General features: G+C 61.3%; 21 protein-coding genes. 8 read left to right on the top strand and 13 right to left on the bottom strand.

Going from position 1 to position 19,243, the window contains the following annotated elements; all coding sequences use genetic code 11:
• Positions 1–48: 48 nt before the first annotated feature.
• The 3 genes from V5N47_RS06410 to V5N47_RS06400 all read right to left on the bottom strand — a co-directional run bounded on the left by V5N47_RS06410 (position 49) and on the right by V5N47_RS06400 (position 2,236).
• The gene (locus tag V5N47_RS06410; RefSeq protein ID WP_338730042.1) at positions 49–642 is read right to left on the bottom strand and encodes an RPA family protein; all 594 of its coding nucleotides are present in this window, start codon (positions 640–642) and stop codon (positions 49–51) included.
• A 2-nt stretch (positions 643–644) separates the two neighbouring features.
• The gene (locus V5N47_RS06405; protein ID WP_338730041.1) at positions 645–1,577 is read right to left on the bottom strand and encodes a replication factor A; all 933 of its coding nucleotides are present in this window, start codon (positions 1,575–1,577) and stop codon (positions 645–647) included.
• Between the two features lie 119 nt (positions 1,578–1,696).
• Positions 1,697–2,236, bottom strand: a complete 540-nt coding sequence (locus V5N47_RS06400; RefSeq protein ID WP_338730040.1) for a GNAT family protein — start codon at positions 2,234–2,236, stop codon at positions 1,697–1,699.
• Between the two features lie 466 nt (positions 2,237–2,702).
• On the opposite strand from V5N47_RS06400, the gene V5N47_RS06395 reads away from it, so the two are divergent.
• Positions 2,703–2,996 carry a hypothetical protein gene (locus tag V5N47_RS06395; protein WP_338730038.1) on the top strand — a complete coding sequence of 98 codons (294 nt, stop codon included), beginning with the start codon at positions 2,703–2,705 and terminating at the stop codon, positions 2,994–2,996.
• 34 nt (positions 2,997–3,030) lie between these two features.
• Here the strand turns inward: V5N47_RS06395 and V5N47_RS06390 are convergent, their stop codons facing one another.
• Positions 3,031–4,578 (bottom strand): ATP-binding protein, encoded by a 1,548-nt coding sequence (locus tag V5N47_RS06390; protein WP_338730037.1) that lies wholly within the window; start codon positions 4,576–4,578, stop codon positions 3,031–3,033.
• A 197-nt stretch (positions 4,579–4,775) separates the two neighbouring features.
• Here V5N47_RS06390 and V5N47_RS06385 point away from each other — a divergent pair, with 197 nt between their 5' ends.
• Positions 4,776–5,756, top strand: a complete 981-nt coding sequence (locus V5N47_RS06385; RefSeq protein WP_338730036.1) for a mannose-1-phosphate guanylyltransferase — start codon at positions 4,776–4,778, stop codon at positions 5,754–5,756.
• On the opposite strand, the gene V5N47_RS06380 is transcribed toward V5N47_RS06385, so the two are convergent.
• The 4 genes from V5N47_RS06380 to V5N47_RS06365 form a co-directional block, all read right to left on the bottom strand.
• Positions 5,753–6,538: an SDR family oxidoreductase gene (locus V5N47_RS06380; protein ID WP_338730035.1), complete on the bottom strand. Its 786-nt coding sequence runs from the start codon at positions 6,536–6,538 to the stop codon at positions 5,753–5,755. The genes V5N47_RS06385 and V5N47_RS06380 overlap by 4 nt on opposite strands.
• A 39-nt stretch (positions 6,539–6,577) precedes the next feature.
• Complete coding sequence (locus V5N47_RS06375; RefSeq protein WP_338730034.1) at positions 6,578–7,054, bottom strand: Tfx family DNA-binding protein; 477 nt, start codon at positions 7,052–7,054, stop codon at positions 6,578–6,580.
• A gap of 10 nt (positions 7,055–7,064) precedes the next feature.
• On the bottom strand, positions 7,065–7,511 hold the full coding sequence (locus V5N47_RS06370) for a TRAM domain-containing protein (protein ID WP_338730033.1): 447 nt from the start codon (positions 7,509–7,511) through the stop codon (positions 7,065–7,067).
• A 178-nt stretch (positions 7,512–7,689) separates the two neighbouring features.
• Entirely contained in the window at positions 7,690–8,682 is a 993-nt protein-coding gene (locus V5N47_RS06365) for a radical SAM protein (protein ID WP_338730032.1), read from the bottom strand.
• An 87-nt stretch (positions 8,683–8,769) separates the two neighbouring features.
• On the opposite strand from V5N47_RS06365, the gene V5N47_RS06360 reads away from it, so the two are divergent.
• The 4 genes from V5N47_RS06360 to V5N47_RS06345 are packed head-to-tail and all read left to right on the top strand — an operon-like array spanning position 8,770 to position 11,741.
• Positions 8,770–10,080 (top strand): MFS transporter, encoded by a 1,311-nt coding sequence (locus V5N47_RS06360; protein ID WP_338730031.1) that lies wholly within the window; start codon positions 8,770–8,772, stop codon positions 10,078–10,080.
• A gap of 43 nt (positions 10,081–10,123) precedes the next feature.
• Positions 10,124–11,209, top strand: a complete 1,086-nt coding sequence (locus V5N47_RS06355) for a DUF373 family protein (protein WP_338730030.1) — start codon at positions 10,124–10,126, stop codon at positions 11,207–11,209.
• 46 nt (positions 11,210–11,255) lie between these two features.
• Complete coding sequence (locus V5N47_RS06350) at positions 11,256–11,543, top strand: hypothetical protein (protein ID WP_338730029.1); 288 nt, start codon at positions 11,256–11,258, stop codon at positions 11,541–11,543.
• 36 nt (positions 11,544–11,579) lie between these two features.
• Positions 11,580–11,741, top strand: coding sequence for a hypothetical protein (locus V5N47_RS06345; RefSeq protein ID WP_338730028.1), 162 nt, complete (start codon positions 11,580–11,582; stop codon positions 11,739–11,741).
• Positions 11,742–11,744: 3 nt separating this feature from the next.
• Here the strand turns inward: V5N47_RS06345 and V5N47_RS06340 are convergent, their stop codons facing one another.
• Entirely contained in the window at positions 11,745–12,263 is a 519-nt protein-coding gene (locus tag V5N47_RS06340) for a GrpB family protein (protein WP_338730027.1), read from the bottom strand.
• A complete protein-coding gene (locus V5N47_RS06335) occupies positions 12,260–13,102 on the bottom strand; it encodes a polyprenyl synthetase family protein (RefSeq protein ID WP_338730026.1) in 843 nt (280 codons plus the stop codon). Before V5N47_RS06335 ends, V5N47_RS06340 begins: the two co-directional genes overlap by 4 nt.
• Before the next feature lie 153 nt (positions 13,103–13,255).
• Between V5N47_RS06335 and V5N47_RS06330 the strand changes: the two genes are divergently transcribed.
• The gene (locus V5N47_RS06330; protein WP_338730025.1) at positions 13,256–14,761 is read left to right on the top strand and encodes an amidase; all 1,506 of its coding nucleotides are present in this window, start codon (positions 13,256–13,258) and stop codon (positions 14,759–14,761) included.
• Between the two features lie 213 nt (positions 14,762–14,974).
• On the opposite strand, the gene V5N47_RS06325 is transcribed toward V5N47_RS06330, so the two are convergent.
• The 3 genes from V5N47_RS06325 to V5N47_RS06315 form a co-directional block, all read right to left on the bottom strand.
• Positions 14,975–15,928, bottom strand: a complete 954-nt coding sequence (locus V5N47_RS06325) for an electron transfer flavoprotein subunit alpha/FixB family protein (protein ID WP_338730024.1) — start codon at positions 15,926–15,928, stop codon at positions 14,975–14,977.
• The gene (locus V5N47_RS06320) at positions 15,925–16,719 is read right to left on the bottom strand and encodes an electron transfer flavoprotein subunit beta/FixA family protein (protein ID WP_338730023.1); all 795 of its coding nucleotides are present in this window, start codon (positions 16,717–16,719) and stop codon (positions 15,925–15,927) included. The genes V5N47_RS06325 and V5N47_RS06320 overlap by 4 nt, the downstream gene beginning before the upstream one ends.
• A gap of 66 nt (positions 16,720–16,785) precedes the next feature.
• Positions 16,786–17,871: a hypothetical protein gene (locus V5N47_RS06315; protein WP_338730022.1), complete on the bottom strand. Its 1,086-nt coding sequence runs from the start codon at positions 17,869–17,871 to the stop codon at positions 16,786–16,788.
• A 155-nt stretch (positions 17,872–18,026) separates the two neighbouring features.
• On the opposite strand from V5N47_RS06315, the gene V5N47_RS06310 reads away from it, so the two are divergent.
• Positions 18,027–19,220: a hypothetical protein gene (locus V5N47_RS06310; protein WP_338730021.1), complete on the top strand. Its 1,194-nt coding sequence runs from the start codon at positions 18,027–18,029 to the stop codon at positions 19,218–19,220.
• The last annotated feature ends 23 nt before the right edge of the window (positions 19,221–19,243 follow it).

Below are 19,243 nucleotides of genomic sequence, written 5' to 3'. Positions count from 1 at the left end.
GAAAAGCAGACGCACTCCACGGCGGAAGCCGAAGCTTGTCGGAACCGCTTACGCGGCGTCGGCTTCGAGCGCTTCGCTGTCGTCTAGGCTTTCGAGGGCGGTGAGCACTTCTTGCTTGTAGCGAGAGACCGGCAGCTCGTACTGCTCTTTTGCCATGCGTGCGTACTCGTTGGTCTCGTCGTCGAACGCTTCGATGCGGTCCATCGTGCGCTCTGCGGTTTCGACGACCCAGCGGTCGCGCGTTTCGGCGGAGACGACGGAGATTGACTCCGGTCGGATGGAGACGTTAATCGAGCCATCGTCCGTCTCGTAGGTGCGTGGCTTGCCCGCGATGGCGACGTAGGCGGGTGCTTCGACGTCACGGAGGACGCTCGCGGCTTCTGGCTGGTACTGCCCAGCGTAGACGAAGAACGTCCCGGTTGGGTCGACGACGCGCCCGCGCCAGTACTCGCTGTCCTCACCGACGTCTTCTTTCTCGGTGAGCGTGCCGACGACGAACACGCGGTTTGCTCGTTCGCCCGTCGGGAGCAGCAGGTAGACCGGGGCGCGTTCGTCGTCCGATTCTTTGAATGTGTAGCCAGCGTCGTTGAACTCGCGGGCGAAAACCCGTCGAGCGACTTCTCGGGTTGGTGCGGAACTCATTGTTACATCGACCTCGCTTTGATGAGGACTGCTTCGGCATCGACCGGGCCGGTCAGTTCTTCGAACTCGTTCGCTAAGACGTAGCGGCCGAGCGTCGGACCGCTGATGCGGTAGTAGCGTCCGAGGACTTTCTCGCGCATCTCGTCTGCGACAATCGTCGTGTCGAGTGCGTCCATCGCCATCTCCTTTGCCTTTTCGAGGGTGATGCCGGTGAGTTCCTCGGTGGCTTCTTTGTTGAAGATGGTCTCGTGGACGGTCATGCCGTCGTCCACGACGCCTTTGATGCGGAGGTCGAACTCGCCTTCGACCTCGCCGTGTTCTGAACAGCGTCCGTTCTGGAGGACGCGCGTGCAGTCCTCCTCGGGACACCGCTTGATGAGTCCGCTGCCGCTCTGGATGTCCACCATCGCGCCTTCGATTTCGGCTTCGTTGTCGCCGACTTCGAGGTCTTCGTCGAGTTCCTCGATGCCGGTTGTCCGGTTGAGCTTGACCGAAAAGCGGCCTTGGTACTCGTCGGAGACGACGTTCGAGAAGCGGTAGACCTTCCCTTCTTCGAGGGCAGGGAGGTCGGATTTTGCCCACTTCGTGAACTTGATAGTCCCGGTCGGGTCACCGAGCAGGCCGACCTGCCCGATGGACTCGTGGCCGGGGTCCCAGAGGTCGACGACCTTCGCGGTCAGGTCGAGCCACTGTTCGGCTTCGTCCACGGCCGAAATCTGCATTTCTTGGTTGCCACCGGAGCCACGGAGGTCTTCGCGCTCCATGCCCGCTTCGTCGAGGTAGTGACTCGTGACGCTGCGGCGTGCCTCGTCGATGGGAACTTTGTACTCGCCGACGAGTTTTTCGAGACGTTCCTCAACGTCTTCGACCGTCAGCTCTAGTTTGTCTGAAAACTGCTCGTGTATCTCTACTGCGTGCTGGTGCACATCTGTCATTGGGTTTCACTGTCTCCGCCTGTTTTCAATGGGAGACATACGACGGTTGGTTCCCGATGGTATAAAAAGTACTGTAACCGGAGTGGAAGTGATTCCCTCGTGCGGTTCCGTTATAGGCCTTAAAACCCCGGTTTCCACTCTGAAGCGAGCAAGCCGTAGAGGACTTGGTTGACCCACTCGCTGCCGGTGAATTCGGCCTCGCGTTTGGTTCCTTCGTGGGTGAATCCAAGCTTTTCGACGACGCGCCGGGAGCCCTCGTTCGGCGCTTCTATCCACGCGTCGATGCGGTGGAGGCCGAGTTCGTCGAAGCCAAACCCGATGATGGCTTCTGCGGCTTCGGTGGCGTAGCCCGCACCCCAGTGGTCGGGCGCAATCCAGTAGCCGAGATTGCCGAGTTTGTTCCGGTCGTGGAAGGGCATGAGTCCGATGTGGCCGACGCGCTCGTCGCCATCCCAGATGACGAGCGAGACGACGTTCTCGCCGGTGTGGAACTCCTCGAAGGAGTCTTGCTGTTCCATCTCCGAGTAGGGCGTCCGGAAGCTGCTGATGTGTTCGCGGATTTTCGGGTGGTTCAAATGCGTGTTGAGGAACTGCTCGTCGTCGTGGGTGACTGGTTTGAGCTCGAGGCGTTCGGTCTGGAGGTACGGTGTTCGTGACATAGTGGTGGTTGTGACTCGGTCTGAAAACGGTGCGTGCGCAAACAGGACTCAGCAACTCGGGCGTCGAGCGCGAACCCGGTCAGAAACAGGTGAAAACGGTCATCGGATACCTGTTTGATAGCTTACGGAGCAGCGGCAAAAACGTTGCCCCGCTGTGGAATGTGAATTCGTCGCGTGAACCTGAAGACCTATTATCATCGACGCCGGGTGTTGATTCAGTGCCATGTTCGCACTGTTCGACAGCATCCCCCTCTCGGTCATCAAATTCCTTGTAATAATCACGGTCGCTATCTTCGCGCTCCTCCTTGCGTACATCGTGGGAGGCGGATCGACGACTCTGGACGATTGGCCATTCTCCGGGGACCGATGGCGGTGAGACGAACTGCATCGCTCGAAATCAGGGGGAGTACACTGAGTCTGTTCCCCGCCCCGTGACGCTTTGTAGCTCCGTGTCCATAGAGCGAATATGAGCAACCGGCGGCGCATCGAACGCCTCATTCGCCAGCAGTTTCGCAGGGCAGGCCGCCAGGTCGAACAAGCACGCCACGAGTATCGAGAAGGGAGGGGAACTCGCGGGCGAAACACCGACCCAAAAGAAACCGACGGCGGCCGCGAGATGAACCTCGTCTGCCGACGCTACGCCGAACGCCGCACCGTTACCCTCGACGCCCAGCAACGCCCTCATTGCTTCGACGCAGAGAGCATGGACTGTCAGGGCTGTGTCGAAGACATCCGCGAAGGCATCATCGAAACGTGGTAGGGCGACGATATTGAAAGCAACTGAGTGATAGTTTTTACCGACTCGTGTCATCCCGTGCGGCGAGGTACTTGTATCCCCACGCGGTGAGCGCACCCAGCGAAATCCCCCAGACGAGATGCGTCACGAATGACCAGAACGTGAGATTCGGAATCGGCGCCGGGATACCGAGGAGTTGCAACCAAATCGGCGCGATGATCCCGGACGCGCCAACCCAGAGGACAAGCCCCCAGACCGCCCCGATGGCGACGTAGGCAAGGACGCTGGTTCGATAGCGTTCCGGAGCCATCGAGACCAGGTTGACGAAGATGAACCCGAAGACGATGCTGTGAAACTCGTGAGTGAGCCAGCCGATGACGGGATTCACCGCCCCGTAAAAGACGCCGATGCCTGCAACCGACCGACCGAGCGCCATCGCCGCGATACCGAAGAACACACCCGCAACGACCGACGCCCCGAGCGTAACGAGCATGTGCTGGATGGTCGGGCGCACGGTGTCCACGTCCGTTCGGGTGGGTTGCAGTCCTATGGTTTCTGCGTTGGCTCGTGGGAGGACGACGGTCACCGTCGTTCCACTCGCTCCACTCTCGGTCTCGAGTGTTCCCCGATAGTTCTCAACGAGGAGCCGAACGATTTTCAGCCCAAATCCGGCCGTCGGGTCGTCGAACTCTTCGATGTCGGGCGTTTCAAGCAGTGCCTGTTGACTCTCAGGAAGCCCGGGCCCATTGTCTTTTACGGACACCCGGACGCTGGTTCGTGTCACCGTCACCTCAACGGTTGGGGTCTCGTCGCGTCCGTGAATGAGTGCGTTCTCAAGGAGATGCGTGAAAACCTGCGCGAGTTGTTCGTCTGCCACCACCTTCGCAGTCTCGGGAATCGACTCGATGGAAATTGCGGCTCCGGAATGACGGCTGGATACCTCCTCGACGCTTTGCTGGATGGTATCTTCGATTTTGATGAGCTTTCTGGACCCATCGTTCTGCCCTGCTCGGCGGGTGAGATATTTCACTTGGTCTATCGTCTGCTCGATAGCAGTCAGCCGCTTTTCGATAACCTTCCCGGTCCCCGCATGCTCGTCACGGCTCAACGATGCGTACCCACGAATCACCGTCACCGAATTGAGTATCTCGTGGCGGAGGAGGCGGTTGAGTATCACGAGACGGTTGGTGTGCTGTTGCAGCTCTCCGCGCTGTCGGCGGGTTCGTGCCGCGTACAAGCCAGTGAGTGTCCCCCCAACGCTCCCCCCAATAAGAAAGTTCGACAGGTACGCTTGCGAGCGAATCATCGTCACGGTCGGTATGCCATCGACGGCAGTGCCTAACAGCGTCAGGGAGACGAGAATCAACATCGTTCCAGCTCCGATGACACACCAGCGCGCCGTCGTCCGAACCAGCGACGGTTCGATGTCAGCGACGGCCAGCGCCACACCGAACGCGGCCAACCCAAGGCCGAGCGTCAGTGGAAGAACGCCCGAGAGGTAGAATTGGACTGGGCTCTCGTAGAGTGCGAGTGTGACGGTAAATCGAGTGAGAAAGAACCCAATGGCAGCGATGATGAACCCACTCGCATTCACATTCATCGACATCTTCTAGTGTGCTATCAATATCCAATAAGTAATAACTATCCATCAGAAATTTCTGCTAAAATTGTCTTTTGCGACTGTGTAACGACGGTTTTCGGTCCGCGATGTGGCGGACTGCTCACGGTTGGGTGGCCTCCCTTTGGCGTGAGCACCGCACCAGCGCCAGTAGGATTTTTCGCCCTCGCCGTTGATTTCCTCGCATGACTCGGCCCCTCGTCGCGCTCGTCCTCGCCGGCGGCACCGGCACGCGCCTCTACCCCGCAAGCCGGAGCCACCGTCCCAAACAGTTTCTCGACTTCGGCGACGGCTCACTGCTCGCCCAGACCGTCGACCGCCTCTCGTTTGCCGACGAACGCTACGTCCTCACCCGCGAGGCGTTCGCAGACGAGATTCGCGACCACGCTCCCGAGGCTGCCGTCCTCACCGAACCAGAACCCAAAGACACCGGCCCCGCGCTCGTCTACGCCGCTGCGCGCATCCGCGAACAGGTCGGCGACTGTGTGCTTTTTTGCGTCCCGAGCGACCACCACATCACCGGCGATTTTGCAGAAACCGCGAACACAGCCGCTCGCGTCGCCGCCGAAACCGGGTCGCTCGTCACCATCGGTATCAAGCCAACGCGCCCGGCCACCGGCTACGGCTACATCGAACCGGGCGCAGCCCACGGCGATTACTTCGACGTCGCCTCGTTTCACGAAAAACCGGATGCGGAAACAGCGACAAAGTACGTTGAAGACGGTTTTCTCTGGAACGCCGGGATGTTCGCGTGGACGCCCGAGGCACTGCTCCGCGAAGCCGCAGACACACCGCTCGCTCCTTTGGTTGACAACCCACACGACTTCGACGCCGTCGAGCCGGTGAGCATCGACTACGCCGTGCTCGAACGGACGACCCGTGCGACCGTCGTGCCGGCAACCTTCGAGTGGGACGACTTGGGCGCGTGGGACGCGCTTGGTCGGATTCTCGACTCTGACGAAGATGGCAACGCCGTGTTCGGGGACGTGTCGGTGGTCGATACCACGGATTCGGTCGTCGTCACGGACGATGCACACGTGAGCGTCGTCGGCGTTTCGGACCTCGTGGTGGTTTCGTTCGACAATCGCGTACTCGTCGTGCCGAAAGCAAAAGCGCAGGCAGTACGAGCCCTCGTCTCGCAACTCAAAGCAGCGGGCCGCTTCTAACTCCGGAGTTTGCCACCGTCGATTGGCAGGGAGACGCCGGTCACGTAGCTCGACCGCTCACTGGAGAGAAAGGCAACTACGTCGCCCAACTCTCGTGGGTCGCCGATTCGGTTGAGAGGGATGTCTTCGGCCCAATTCCTGAGTCCTTCTTCGTAGTCCGCGAGCTCGCCGCGGGCAACGCCCTGTTCTAAGAGTTCGGTAAAGCGCGCCGTCTCGTGTGCGCCGGGGAGGACGGCGTTCACGCGAATCTCAGGGGCGAACTCGCGCGAAAGCGTCTTGACGAGGCCGATGACCGCGCTTCTGACCGAGTTCGAGAGCACGAGGCCTTCGACCGGTTCGCGGACGCTAAGCGAGGTGATGGCGACGAAGGTGCCCGCACCGCTCGTTTCGAGGTGTGGCTGGGCGGCTTTCGCCGTCCAGACGGCACTCATCACCAACAGGTCGTAGGCTTTGTACCAGTCGCGTTCGAGCGTGTCGAGAAACGGGCCAGAGGGTGGGCCACCTGCGGACGTGACGACGTGGTCGAGGCCGCCGAACTCGGCGACGGTCTGCTCAACGAACGCTTCGACGTGGTCTGGGTCGGTGATGTCGGCTTCGACGGCGAGCACGTCTCCGCGCCCCGCTTGGTCGACCCGCTTTTCTGCGTCTTTGAGGCGGGCTTCGTCCCGGCCACAGATGGCGACGTTCGCACCCTCCTCTGCGAGGGCGATGGCACTCGCCAGTCCAAGGCCACTCGAACTCGCCGTTAGGAGCGCGCTATCCCCAGCAATTCCAAAGTCCATGCTCGGCCCAACGGGGGCCAGCGTCAACGCGTTTTCCCTCTATGACTGCTCGGCGCGGCGCACCCGAACCACGCCTTCGTGGGTCACGCCAATCAGGAGGGCTTTGACCACCTGTCGGCCGGTCACGGCGTCGCCCGCCTCGTCGCCGACGACTTTCATCAGTTCGGGGGCGGTGTGGCCGACTTTCACGCCCGCGTCGTCGCACGCGCCGTACACTTGGGCGGGCACGTCGTAGAGGTCGGTTCCGGCGTCGACGGTAATCTGTACCGGCGCACGGAGCGTCTCGGCGAACGCGACGGTTTCGCGGGCTTTTTCGATGTTCGACCGCGCGCTCGATTCGATGCTTGAGACGTTCGCCCTCGACGTGCCAAGAAGGTCTGCGATGGTGGCTTGGGCTTCGCCCTGTTCGCGGAGTGCGAGCACCTCCGCTTGCCGTCGGGTGAGAATGCTCGTGTCGGGGTCGAATCCAATGCGGTCGAGCAGCGCGTCAACGTCGAGTGTTGGGTCGTCGCTCATCACTGTCGGACTAGCTGCCCCAGAAATTGTCGCGGCTGCCAAGACGCTCGGGGCGTTTTGGCTTGCTGTAGCCGCCCGCTTCGTCGTCTTCAGCGTTCGCTTCGTCGGCTTCTTCTTCCGGCTCCATTGGGAGCCGCTCGAGTGGGTCTGCACGAGCGTGATTCGACCGTACCTTCGTAATCTTCACGCGTGCGCGGGCGTCGGGGAGCACGCCGTCTACGAAAATGATGAATCCGTCCTCGGTCCGGCCCACTCCGGCCCCACTCTCGTGGATGTCGGTAACGTCAACGACGACTTCTTCGCCGATTTTCACCGGCTGTGACTTCAGATCGCGGATTGGCTGATTGTAGTGGCTACACCACTCAGCCCCGCCTTTGTCCCCGTAGTGCTGGCACCCCATCCCCTGGATGTGTTCACTGAACTTGGGGCATTCATCCGCGAGTGGACAGTCGGGCATATGGCCTACGTTTAGAGGCCGCAGTCTAAACGCTTGCGTCTGTGTAACTCCGGGAACGCAAGAGAGTCAGGGGAACGAGAATAGCTTGGTTACGCGAGCGGCGTCCGCTCGACAGCCGTACCATCTCACCTTTTTACTGCGCTCGCTTGCAAAAAGCCGAACAAAAAAATTCAGTCGATTACGCTAGTGGCGTCCGCTCAACCACAGTCCCGTCAACCGTTGGATACTGCTCGACTATCTCGCCTTTCTCCACGTCACCGTCTTCGACCATCTCCTCTAAGAGCCACCACGCAATCTCGACGTGACTCTCTTTGACGGTGTAGAACTCTTCGGGGACGCCGAGGGCTTCGAGTTCTGCGGGCGTAATCCACGTCTTGCCGTAGACGAGTGTGCCGTCGTCGGTCACGTCGTCGAACTCGCGGCGGAGGTTCTTGGCCATGCGTTTCAGGCGATTCCGGTGCTGGGCGGCGTCTTTGAACACCGAGGTACAGAAGTAGACCTTCGGGTGGGCGGCCATTTCTTCTAAGATGTCGTGGGAGCCTTCGACGGCGCTCATGTGGCCTTCGCGGAGTTCGTAGCCTTCCGCCTGCATGCGCTCGTAGTTGCCCTCGCTCATCTCGAACTCGTTGATGTTACAGAAATCCGCCGCACCCTCATCTAAGAACTCGATGAACTCGCGTTCTGCGCGGATGCCCGGAATCTCGAAGGCGGGGGTGAGGCCTTCTTCGCGGGCGATGTAGAGGATTTCTTCCCACTCGGTGCCGTGCATGTCGCCCCAGAGCTCGTACGGCGGGTGGAAGCGAATCTCGTCTAAGCCGGCTTCTGCGAGCCGGCGCATGTTCTCGCGTCCGCCCGTAATCCCAGTGTACAGGTGGGTGTGGTGGTCCTCGCCGAACTCGTCTTTCAGGAGGCGGAGGTACCGGCACGTCTTGTCCATCGCTTCCTGTGGTTCGCCGCCGGTAATCGAGGTGCCGAGGGCGTCCATCCGCTTTGCTTCGGTGATGATGTCTTCGTCGGACTCGACCTGCCGCTCGTTTGCGTACACCTGGGTCACGTTCTTGCGATTCTCCCCAAGCGGACAGTAGAAACAGTCTCGCTGGTCACAGTATCCATAGACGAACAGCACCATTTTGCCCCCCTTGGCGCACTGTTCGCAGCCCTTCGAAATCATCCGTTATCGGCTCTCTTACCTGTCGAGCCCTAAAAACTGTGCGACTCGCGCGGACGACTTATCCCTCTTGTTGACGTGTGTCGCGGTATGGCTGCTCGCTCTCGGCGCACCATCAGCATCGTCTTTGCGGTGGTCTTTCTCGACTTGCTTGGCTTTGGTATCATCATCCCCATCCTGCCGTTTTACGTCCGCGCGTTTGGCGCAAACGAACTCGTCATTGGCCTCCTTGCGGCCTCCTATTCGGCGATGCAGTTCATGTTCGCGCCCATCCTTGGCCAACTCTCAGACCGCCGCGGCCGGCGGCCGGTCATCCTCCTCTCGGTGCTCGGGAGCGCCATCGCGTGGACACTGTTCGGCCTCGCAGAAGGCCTCTTTCTATTATTTGTTTCGCGTATGCTCGCGGGCGCGATGGGCGGGAACATCGCCGCTGCCCAAGCCTACGTCGCGGACGTGACACCGCCCGAGGAGCGTGCAAAGAGCCTCGGGCTCCTTGGCGCGGCGTTCGGTCTCGGCTTCATCTTCGGTCCCGGAATCGGCGCGGTGTTCACCTTTGAGGTCGTCGTGAACTTCTTCCAGAACCTCATCCCGTGGGTCGCCATCAACCAGTTTTCGCTCCCGAGTTTCGTCGCGGCGTTTCTCGCCCTCCTCAACTTCCTCGTTGCCTACCGCTTTCTCCCCGAATCGCGCGAACTCGCCGATACGCCGAGCGTCTACGAATCGCAGCTCGCACAGCTCAAAAGCGCCATCACCAACGAGAACGTGCGCGGCCTGCTCATCGCGTTTTTCCTCATCTCGTTTGCGTTTTCGGGGGTCCAAATCATGTTCATCCCCTTTGTCGCGGACATCTACGGGTACACGGAGTCACAAAGCGCCCTCCTGCTCACCTACATCGGCGTGCTCGGCGTCCTCGTCCAAGGCGTGCTCATCGGCCGGTTGACCAAACGCTACACCGAGAGCCGGCTGGCGGTCGCGGGAACCGCCCTGCTCACGATTTCCCTGTTCGGGATTCCGGCCGCGCCGCTCGTTGGCGAACTGTTGTTCCCAAGTCTCACCAGCGTCGCGCCGTTTCTAACCGAGCAACTGCTTGGCCTGCTTGCGGTGCTCGCAGTCCTCTCGCTCGGCAACGGCGTCGTCAACGTCACGCTCACGACGCTCGTCTCGCAGAACGCGAGCGCAGACCGGCAAGGAAGCGCGCTCGGACTGACTCAAGGCTCGGGGAGTCTCGCACGCACGTTCGGCCCCGTTTTGATGGGGGGTATCTACGCCGCGATTGGCTACTGGTCGCCGTTCGCCCTCGGTGGACTTCTGTTGCTCCCGGTGCTTGTCATTGGCCTCCAGCTTGCGCGAAACGATGAGAAGAACAACCCGACGGTGAGCGAATCAGACCTCACCCACTAGCGCCAGAAAACAGTTATACGGCAGTCTCTCCTAGCCTTCGATAATGCTGCTCGTGTTGTGCATTGACTTGGACGACGACCTCGGCCGAAAGACGGGGCTTCAGACCCCGGTTATCGGCAGAGACGCCGTCGAAGCCGCCGCGGTTGCACTCGCCACGGCAGACCCCGAGGACTCGGACGTGAACGTCCTGTTCGAGGGCATTCACATCCTCGACACCATCGAAGACGAGACCGTCGAAGTCGCCGCCGTCACCGGCCTTGAAGGAAGCGACATCGCCGCAAATCGGAAGGTTGGTGAGGAAGTCGATACCGTCCTCGCAAGTCTCTCGACCGGCGAAGACGTCCGCGCGCTCGTCGTCACCGACGGCGCACAGGACGAGTCGGTGATTCCCGTCATCCGCTCGCGGGTTCGCATCGACGGCGTCCGCCGGGTCATCGTCCGCCAAGCACAGGACTTAGAGTCGATGTACTACACCATCAAGCAGGTGCTGAACGACCCCGAAACCCGGGGGACGATTCTCGTCCCGCTTGGAATCCTCCTGCTCATCTACCCACTTGCCATCATCGCCGATTCGCTCAACCTGCCGGGGTCGGTGTTCGGGGTGACCTCCGGCCTCATCGGCCTCTACGTCCTGTTTCGCGGCCTCGGGTTGGAGGAGGCAATCGACCGCTGGGCAGACCGCCTCCGTCGCGGCCTCTATGCCGGGCGCGTCACGCTCATCGCCTACGTCGTCGCGGGCACCCTCCTCCTCATCGGCGGGGTGAGCGGGATGGAGATGTTAAACCGCATTGAGGCGACGACGCCCGGCGGTCAACCGAACGCCCTCTACGTCATCGCGGCGCTCCTCTACGGTGCAGTCCGGTGGTTCGCCGCCGCGGGCATCACGACGAGTTTGGGGCGCGTGACCGACGAGTACCTCGATTCGACGTTCAAGTGGCGCTACCTGAACGCGCCGTTTTACGTCCTCGCCATCGCCATCGTCCTCCACGCCGTGAGCGCCTACTTCCTCGGCCTCGTCACGCTCTCATTTCTCGCGGCGGCACTCACCGGTGGGACGCTGCTGGCGCTCGCCTCGACGCTCGCCTTCGCGGTAGCAGAAACCCACTTCGCCCGCCCCGTCGAAGCCTGACCCACCCTGAGAGACTATTTACTGGTTGGCCGCCTAACACTCCCCCATGAGCATGAGACCGACCGTCTACCAAGTCGATGAGTACGAGCCACAGGAGTTCGACTGCATCCTCGTCCAAGAGAGCGTGGCAGTGTGCCTGCGAAAAGAGCCACGCCTCGCCCGCGTCATCCCCCTCGACAAGGTGAACCACGTCGATGGCGACCCGCGGATGTTGCTCTCCGGCCCGGAAATTCCCGATTCGTTCTACGGCGGCGGCATCTGTGGCTACATCGACACCTCAGAGTACCCAGAAATCGAAGCCCACCTCGCAGAAATCGAGCGCGAAGAGTACTAGACCGACCGTTACCTCACGAATCTTTGAACGCAACGCATGGCCGACCACGTTGCACGCCTCGGAATCATTCTTCTGGTGCTCACGCTTGGCGTTTCATTGTTGTACGAAACTGAACCGCGCACATTTCTCGCTGGCCTTTTGTTCATCGTTGCGTTCGTCTTTGGGCCGATGACGCCCCTCGACTGGGACACCGAGTAACGGTTAGCCCGTCGATTCGAGCACCGATTGAATGAACACAGACTTCTTTTCCGCGTACGTCTCGCGGTCGTCTGCGTATTGTTTTGCGAGGGCTCGTTTCAGGTCTGCGTACTCCTCGACTAACGCCGGGGCTGCGAGCAACGCATCTCGAAATGCGACATACTCTGTGAGCGACTCGCTCCCGGCTTCGACCACCGCGAGGTGGTGGGTGCGCGTTTCCTCTGGTCCGCGGACGAAAAACAGGCGGCCAGCGAGTGGGTCATCGGGCTTGAACTCGTAGCCGAGGCTCTGGATTTTTGGCACCAACGCTTCGGCACGCTCCAAATCAGCAACGACCACGACCACGTCGAGAATGGGTTTCGCAGGAAGGTCGGGTATTGCGGTACTGCCGACGTGTTCGATGCGGTCGATTTCGTCGCCGATAATCGAGCGTAACTCGCGGGCGGCTATCGAAAACGCCTCCAGCCACGCCGGGTCGTGGGGGTGGAGGGAGACAGTTCCACGGCGCAGGCCGAGGCTCATCGCTCGCGGACGACGACGAACTCGGCTAAGTCTCGGAGGTAATCGAGGGCTTGGGAGTCAGCAGCGTTCACGCGGTCGAGTGCGTCGAGGGCGGCGTCCGAGTGCGCGCGTGCCCGTTCGTTCGCCTCCTCGGGCGTGAGTTCGGTGATTTGGACGAGTGAGGGGCGGTCCATCTCGGCGTCGATGCCCGTTGGCTTGCCGAGTTCTTCTGCGTCTGCCACCGCGTCGAGCACGTCGTCGCGGATCTGGAAGGCAATCCCCACCTTCTCTGCGTACTCGCCAAAGGCGGTCACCGTCTCCTCGTCGGCCTTCGCAGCGATTGCGCCCAACTCGGCGGCGGCGCGAAACAGCGACCCGGTCTTCCGCCGGGCGAGCACCATGTATTCGGCCTCGTTTTCGGGTTTTGCGACGAGTTCTGTTGCCTCGCCCTCACCGAGTTCGACCATCGACTCGGAGACGGCTTCCATGGCGCGGCCGTTGCTCGAAAACAGTGAAAACGCCTCGCCGAGCAGGCCGTCGGAGGCGATAATCGACGGGCCGTAGCCGAACTCGGCCCACGCGCTCGTGACGCCTCGGCGGATGTCCGAGTCGTCGATGATGTCGTCGACCACGAGCGAGGCGTTGTGGACGAGTTCGATGCCGACGCCGAAGTCTATGGCGTCCTCTGCGCGGCCGCCGACGGCCTCACACGACAGTACGGTCACCATCGGACGGACGCGCTTGCCGCCCGAAAGCGTGACGTGTTGCATCTGCGCGGCGAGCGCCGGTGGCTCGATGTCGCCGAGCACCTCCTCCAACCGTGTCTCGACCATCTCGCGTCGGCGCTCCAGATACTCCATTACCGGGAACTGAGGGTGGGCGAAAAAAGTACGTGACGGTTCTTCGGACAACTTCGACGAGTACGTGGGCAGAACAGTCGTCTCAAACACATCGTTTCTCTCCGGTGAACGAACGACTATGCCTCTCGCTCAGAAACGTCCCTATGAGACTCTATGACACTCGATTTCGATGTCGTTGAAACCACTATCGACGACATCCACGCCGCCTACGACGCAGACGCCCTCACCTGCCGGGAACTCGTCGAGCGCTACCTCGCCCGTATCGACGCCTACGACGCGGACGGCCCCGCGCTCAACTCGATTATCACCGTCAACCCGAACGCCACCGACAGAGCCGACGAACTCGACGCGGCGTTCGAAGAAGACGGACTGGTTGGCCCCCTTCACGGCATCCCGTTCGTCGTCAAAGACCAGGTCGAGACCGCAGACATCACGACGACGTTCGGCTCAGAAGCGTTCGCAGACTACCAGCCCGCAGCCGATGCGACGCTCATCACGAAGCTGGAGGACGCCGGCGCCGTCATCCTCGCAAAAACCAACCTCCCCGACTGGGCGACTTCGTGGTTCGGCTACTCGTCGGTCAACGGCCGAACGAAGAACCCCTACGACCTCGACCGCGACCCCGGTGGCTCCTCAAGCGGCACTGGCGCGGCGGTCGCCGCCAACCTCGGCGCTGTTGGCATTGGCGAGGACACGGGCGGGTCGATTCGCCTCCCGTCTGCGTACAACAACCTGTTTGGCATCCGCGTGACGCCGGGTCTGCTGAGTCGGAACGGGATGTCGCCGCTCGTCGTCTCACAGGACACGCCCGGCCCGATGGCGCGAACCGCGAAGGAACTCGCCGTCGTCTTAGACGTCGCCGTCGGTTACGACGAGACCGACGAGTACACCGCCGCCACCGAACTCACCGACGACGCTGGCTCCTATACTGACCAACTGGATGCGAATGCGCTCGCCGGCGCTCGAATCGGCGTTCTGCGTGACGCATTCGGCGCGGCGGACGACCCCGACAGCGGCCCCGTCACCACGCTCGTGGATGACGCAATCGAAACGATGCAGGACGCAGGCGCGACCATCGTTGACTCGGTCGAAATTCCGAATTTAGACGAGCACTTAGACGCCACGTCGCTCTACATCCTCCAGTCGAAACGCGACCTCAACGCCTTCTTCGCTGCGCGCGACGACGCACCCGTCGATTCGGTCGCCGAACTCTACGACTCCGGCCAGTACCACGACATTCTCGACCTGTTCATCGGCATCGCCGAAGACGGCCCCGACGACCCCGAACAGGAACCGGGCTACTGGAAAAGCGTCGCCGCCCAGCTCAAATTCCAGCGCGACGTGCTGAACGTCTACGCCGAAAACGACCTCGACGTGCTGTTGTGCCCCGACGCACAGGTCATCCCGCCAACGGCAGAAGCCATCGAAGCCGGTGAACTCGACACGCTGACGTTCCCGACGAACACCGTCCTCGCCTCACAGTCTGGGCTCTGTGCTGTCTCCGTTCCCGCCGGACTGTCGCCCGACGGTCACCCAGCAGGCGTCGAACTTATCGGGAAACCGTACGATGAAGCAACGCTCCTCTCGCTCGCGTACGCCTTCGAACAGGTCGCAGACACGAGAGAACCGCCGGAAACTGCGCCACCGCTCGACAACTGAGGACACAGCCGCCGCTGCCCACTCTTTTTGAGCCGTGAAAAACGGAAAATCGAGGACGCTTACTGGAACTGTTCGGTCAGCGCTGGCACCACGTGCGACCACCTTTTTCCCGTCCTCACTGCGTTCGGACGGCAAAAGTCTGTCTTCGCAAGCGTCAGCGAGCGAAGGCTCGTGAGACGCGTCGCGTCTCACGGTGGACCAAAAAATTGGTCGTTACTGGAACTGTTCGGTCAGCGCTGGCACCACGTCGAACAGGTCGTCGACGATACCGTAGTCGGCGATGTCGAAGATTGGCGCGTTCGGGTCGGTGTTGATGGCGATGATGGTGTCTGCACCCTTCATGCCAGCAACGTGCTGCACTGCGCCAGAGATGCCGATGGCGATGTAGACGTCTGGCGTGACGACCTTCCCGGACTGGCCGACCTGCCGGTTCTTTGGCAGCCAACCGTTGTCCACAATCGGGCGCGAGGAGGAGAGCGTCGCGCCGAGGGCGTCTGCGAGTTTCTCGACGAGTTCGATGTTCTCCTCTTCTTTGATACCGCGGCCAACGGAGACGAGGATGTCCGCTTCCGTGATGTCAACGTCGCCGCCGCCGACTTCTTCGAAGCCGGTGACGGTCGATTTGACGGCGGACTCGTCGATGCTTGCGTCGAAGGAGACGATGTCTGCGTCGCCCGTGCCTTCTGCGGCTGGCCATTCGCCGGGGCGGATGGTGAGCGCCACGTGGTCTGCGTCGACTTCCACGGTTGTCTCGACCTTCGAGCCGTACTGCTCGCGGGTGACTTCTAACGCGCCGTCTGCTGCGAAGTCGATGGCGTCAGTGACCAGTGGGAGGGATAAGTGGTTTGCGACGGCTGGCGCGTAGTCGAGACCGTTTACGGAGTTCGGCATCACGACCGCACCGGGCTGCAGGTCGTCGTAGAGTTGGGTGATAACCTGCGTGTACACGTCGTGGTTGAACTCTTCGCCTTCGTCTACGGTGTGGATGGTGTCCACGCCCTCGCGGTTGAGGTGGTCTGCGAAGCCAGAGACGTCCCCGGAGATGACGGCGAGGTGAAGGTCCCCGCCGAGGTCGTCTGCGAGCTGGCGGCCAGCCGTGATGAGTTCGTAGCTGACGTCGCGGAGTTCGCCGCGGCGGTGTTCGGTGATGGCAAGCACGTCGCTCATGCCTGACCAACTCCTTTGTCGCGGAGGAACTCAGCCAGCTTCCCGGCGGTCTCGTCTGCGCTGCCTTCCCAGATGGTGGCGTCGCTCTCGGACTCTGGTTCGTACATGGAGGTGAGGGTAATCTCGCTGTCGATGACCGAGGCATCGAGGCCGAGGTCACCGAGGCTCTTTGGCGCAATCTCCTTGCTCTGGGCTTGGCGGATGCCACGGAGCGAGGCGTAGCGCGGTTCGTTGATACCCGTCTGGATGGTCAAGACGGCTGGAATATCGACGTCTGTGAGTTCCTCGATACCGCCTTCGAGTTCACGACGGAGGTTGGCAACGCCAGCTTCGACATCGAGGTCGAGGGCGTTCACGACGGCTGCCCACTCGAAGTCGATGGCGTCTGCGAGCGAAACGCCGGTCGCGCCGAAGGCGTCGTCGCTTGCCTGTACACCGGTCAAGATGAGGTCTGGCTGTTCTTCCTCGACCACGGCGGCGAGGATGTCGGTCTTGGTGGCGACGTCAACGAAGTCAGCTGCTTCGAGGGCGTCGTCCCAGACACGGACGGCGCGGTCTGCGCCTTTCGCGAGGGCCATCCGGATGGTCTCCTCTGCGCGCTCTGGACCAATCGTGACGGTGACGACTTCGACGTCGTCGTTTTCCTCCGCGATTTGGACACCCTCTTCGACCGCGTAGTCGTCCCACTCGTTCAAGTCGTAGTCAAGGTAGCGCTCGTCGATTTTGAGTCCGTCAATTTCGAACTCGTCTTCGACTTCTGCCACCTCCTTTACGGTGACAAGGACTTTCATGCTCACTCTAAATGGCTCCCTGCGCTGGTTAAACGTTTTCAAAACGGCATACACATGACGTAGAATTTAATTTTCGGCGTCTGACTCGCCGTCAGGCAGGCTGATGAGGTTCTCCCGACCAATCCGCAGTTTCTCGATTTGGCCCGCTTCGTCCATCGCAGAGAGCAGTTGGGAGACCTTCGCGTTCGACCACCCGGTCTCTTTGACGATGGTTGCCTGTTTCATGCGCCCCCCTTCTGCGCGCAAGAGCCGCTCGACGCGCTCTTCGTCGCTCAGCAGGTCGAGATCGACGTCCGCTGCTGGCTCGGCGGGGTCGCTCGCAGCCTCGTTGTCTGTGTCGGTACCCCTTGGCTCTGATTCACTATCGCCACCGTTTGCGCTCGCCGCTGGAGCTGTCGGTTCGTCCTCCCGCCGGACGTACCACATGTAGGCCGCGAGTGCGAGCACCAAAAGCGCGAGCACTAGAAGGCCGATAAGCGCCACCCAGTTTCGCTCCGGCGGTGGCTGTGGTGTTTCTACGTCTGCCGGGCGGTAGGTCACTTCGAGGTCGTCCTCGGTGAACGTGGCCGGCCCTTCCCAGCGCAGCGTTTCGTTACGGAACCCAATCGGAGCGCTGCTCACTGCGAACCCTTCTGGCGGCAGCATCACGAGCTGCTGGTCGGCTCGAAGCTCCGGCAACCACGTCCCACTGGAGGTGTTGAACGCATCACCAACGCGGTAGTCGTCTGCGGTGACCGTTGCGAAGTTCGTCCACGTAAAAATGAGCGTCAGCCGCCCCGTTTGGTTCTCAACGCTGTGACTGCGAGCAACGCCTTCGATGGCCATTTCACGGCCGGTGTGCTCGCTCGCCGCCTTGCTTGCCCGCTTGAAAATATCGACCGAGAAGCCAACATCTGAGTTCCCGTCTTCGAACTCGGAGGCGAGCGTTTCGAACGCTCTTGTCTCATTTTCTGAATCCAGACTGAACTCCGTCGAGACCTCCCAGCGCGCATCGCCGTTTGGCTGGAGGTCTATCGTCATCGTCACGCCTTCGTTCGCCGGTTCTGCTTGGAGGGCGGTGGCTCCCAGCCCAGCACTAGTGGCAACCGCTCCGGGCACCGCAACACTGAGTATTACGAGGAGGGCACAGATCGCGGCGACGCGTGACCGCATATCCTTTTCTGCTCAGCACGGGGGCAAAACGCTTTCTATCCAATATAAAACGTCTCAGGCGGCTTTAAACGGTCTCGGCCTCGCTCAGACGCTCGCTCACGCCGTGACGAAGCTTCAACTGACTTTTTGTACTGCCGGTGGATAGATGGATGTAGATGCGTCGCACTCTCGCGTTCACTCTCACGCTGGTCGTTTTGCTCTTAGCCAGCGCCGTTGCCGTGCCCGCCGGAGGGCAGCTCTATACCCAATCCGCCCCGGTCGTTCCTGCAAACAACACCACTGCCTATCTCACGATTGCCGACGACGACCTCGAACGAACCGGCTACGGCACCGCTTCGCTCGACGTTGGCGCAGCGCTTGCCGCACAGAACGAAGGGCTTCACGCGCGGTGGGGCGCGCTGTCACTCGAAGAGCGCCTCGCTGTCGCGAGCGGGAGTGCAGAACAACGGTCGATTCTCCAGAGCGAACTCGACCAACTCACCACCGACGTTGCGGCGCTCGAACAGCGCAAGCGCGACGCGCTCGCCGCCTACAACAGTGGCACGCTCACGACCGACGAACTCGTCCGCGAACTTGCCGCAATCGCGCTCGTCGCGGAATCGCTCGAAGACCGACTTGACTCGCTCGAAACCGCCGCAAACGATGTCCAAGACACACAGATTGAGACCAGCCTCCGGGAGTTACAAGTCTCACTGCTCGAACTGCACGGCCCCATCCGCGACCACTCCTCGCTCGTCGTTGAGGGGCGCGCCACGCCCCGGACGGTGTACGTAGAAACCTCTGACACGGGCGTCGTTTTCGCCACGATTGCGGGCACCGAGTACGTGCGCGAGGTTTCGATTCCAACCGCGAGAGACCCAGCCGCTCCAGACCAGTACAGCGGTGACTTAGACCGGGTCGAAGAACGCGCAAAAGAACTGCACCCGTGGGCGGTAAACCACAGTCGCGGCCGCAACTACGGCTCGCTTGAGTTCGGTTTCGTTGGCGTCTATCCAATCGAACTGCCACACAGCCACGGGACGCTCCAGAGCTATCTTGACGGCGGCACAGGCGACGTGTTCTACGAAACACAGACAAAAGACCTCGATGAAATCCCGACGAACCCACCAATAACCGGCGGTGAGGACGGCCTCACGCTCACCGTAGAGACGACCCATCCAAGCGGGCCAATGAACGTCACGCTCGTCGATGCGCGCACGGGCGACCCAGTCGATGGTACCCTCACACTCGACGGCGAGCAGGTTGGAACCACTGGCGACGACGGCACGGTGTGGGTCATTCAACCGCGCGGTGGCGGTACGCTCGTTGCCTCAGCAGGCGGCGATTCCGTCCGCGTCGCGCTCGCGTAACTTTATCAACGAATACGCACCAG

Origin of the sequence: Haladaptatus sp. DJG-WS-42, assembly GCF_037198285.1 — an archaeon.
Lineage (GTDB): Archaea > Halobacteriota > Halobacteria > Halobacteriales > Halococcaceae > QDMS2.
Note: the sequence above shows the minus strand (reverse complement) of the source record. Positions and strands in the feature narration are given on the sequence as shown.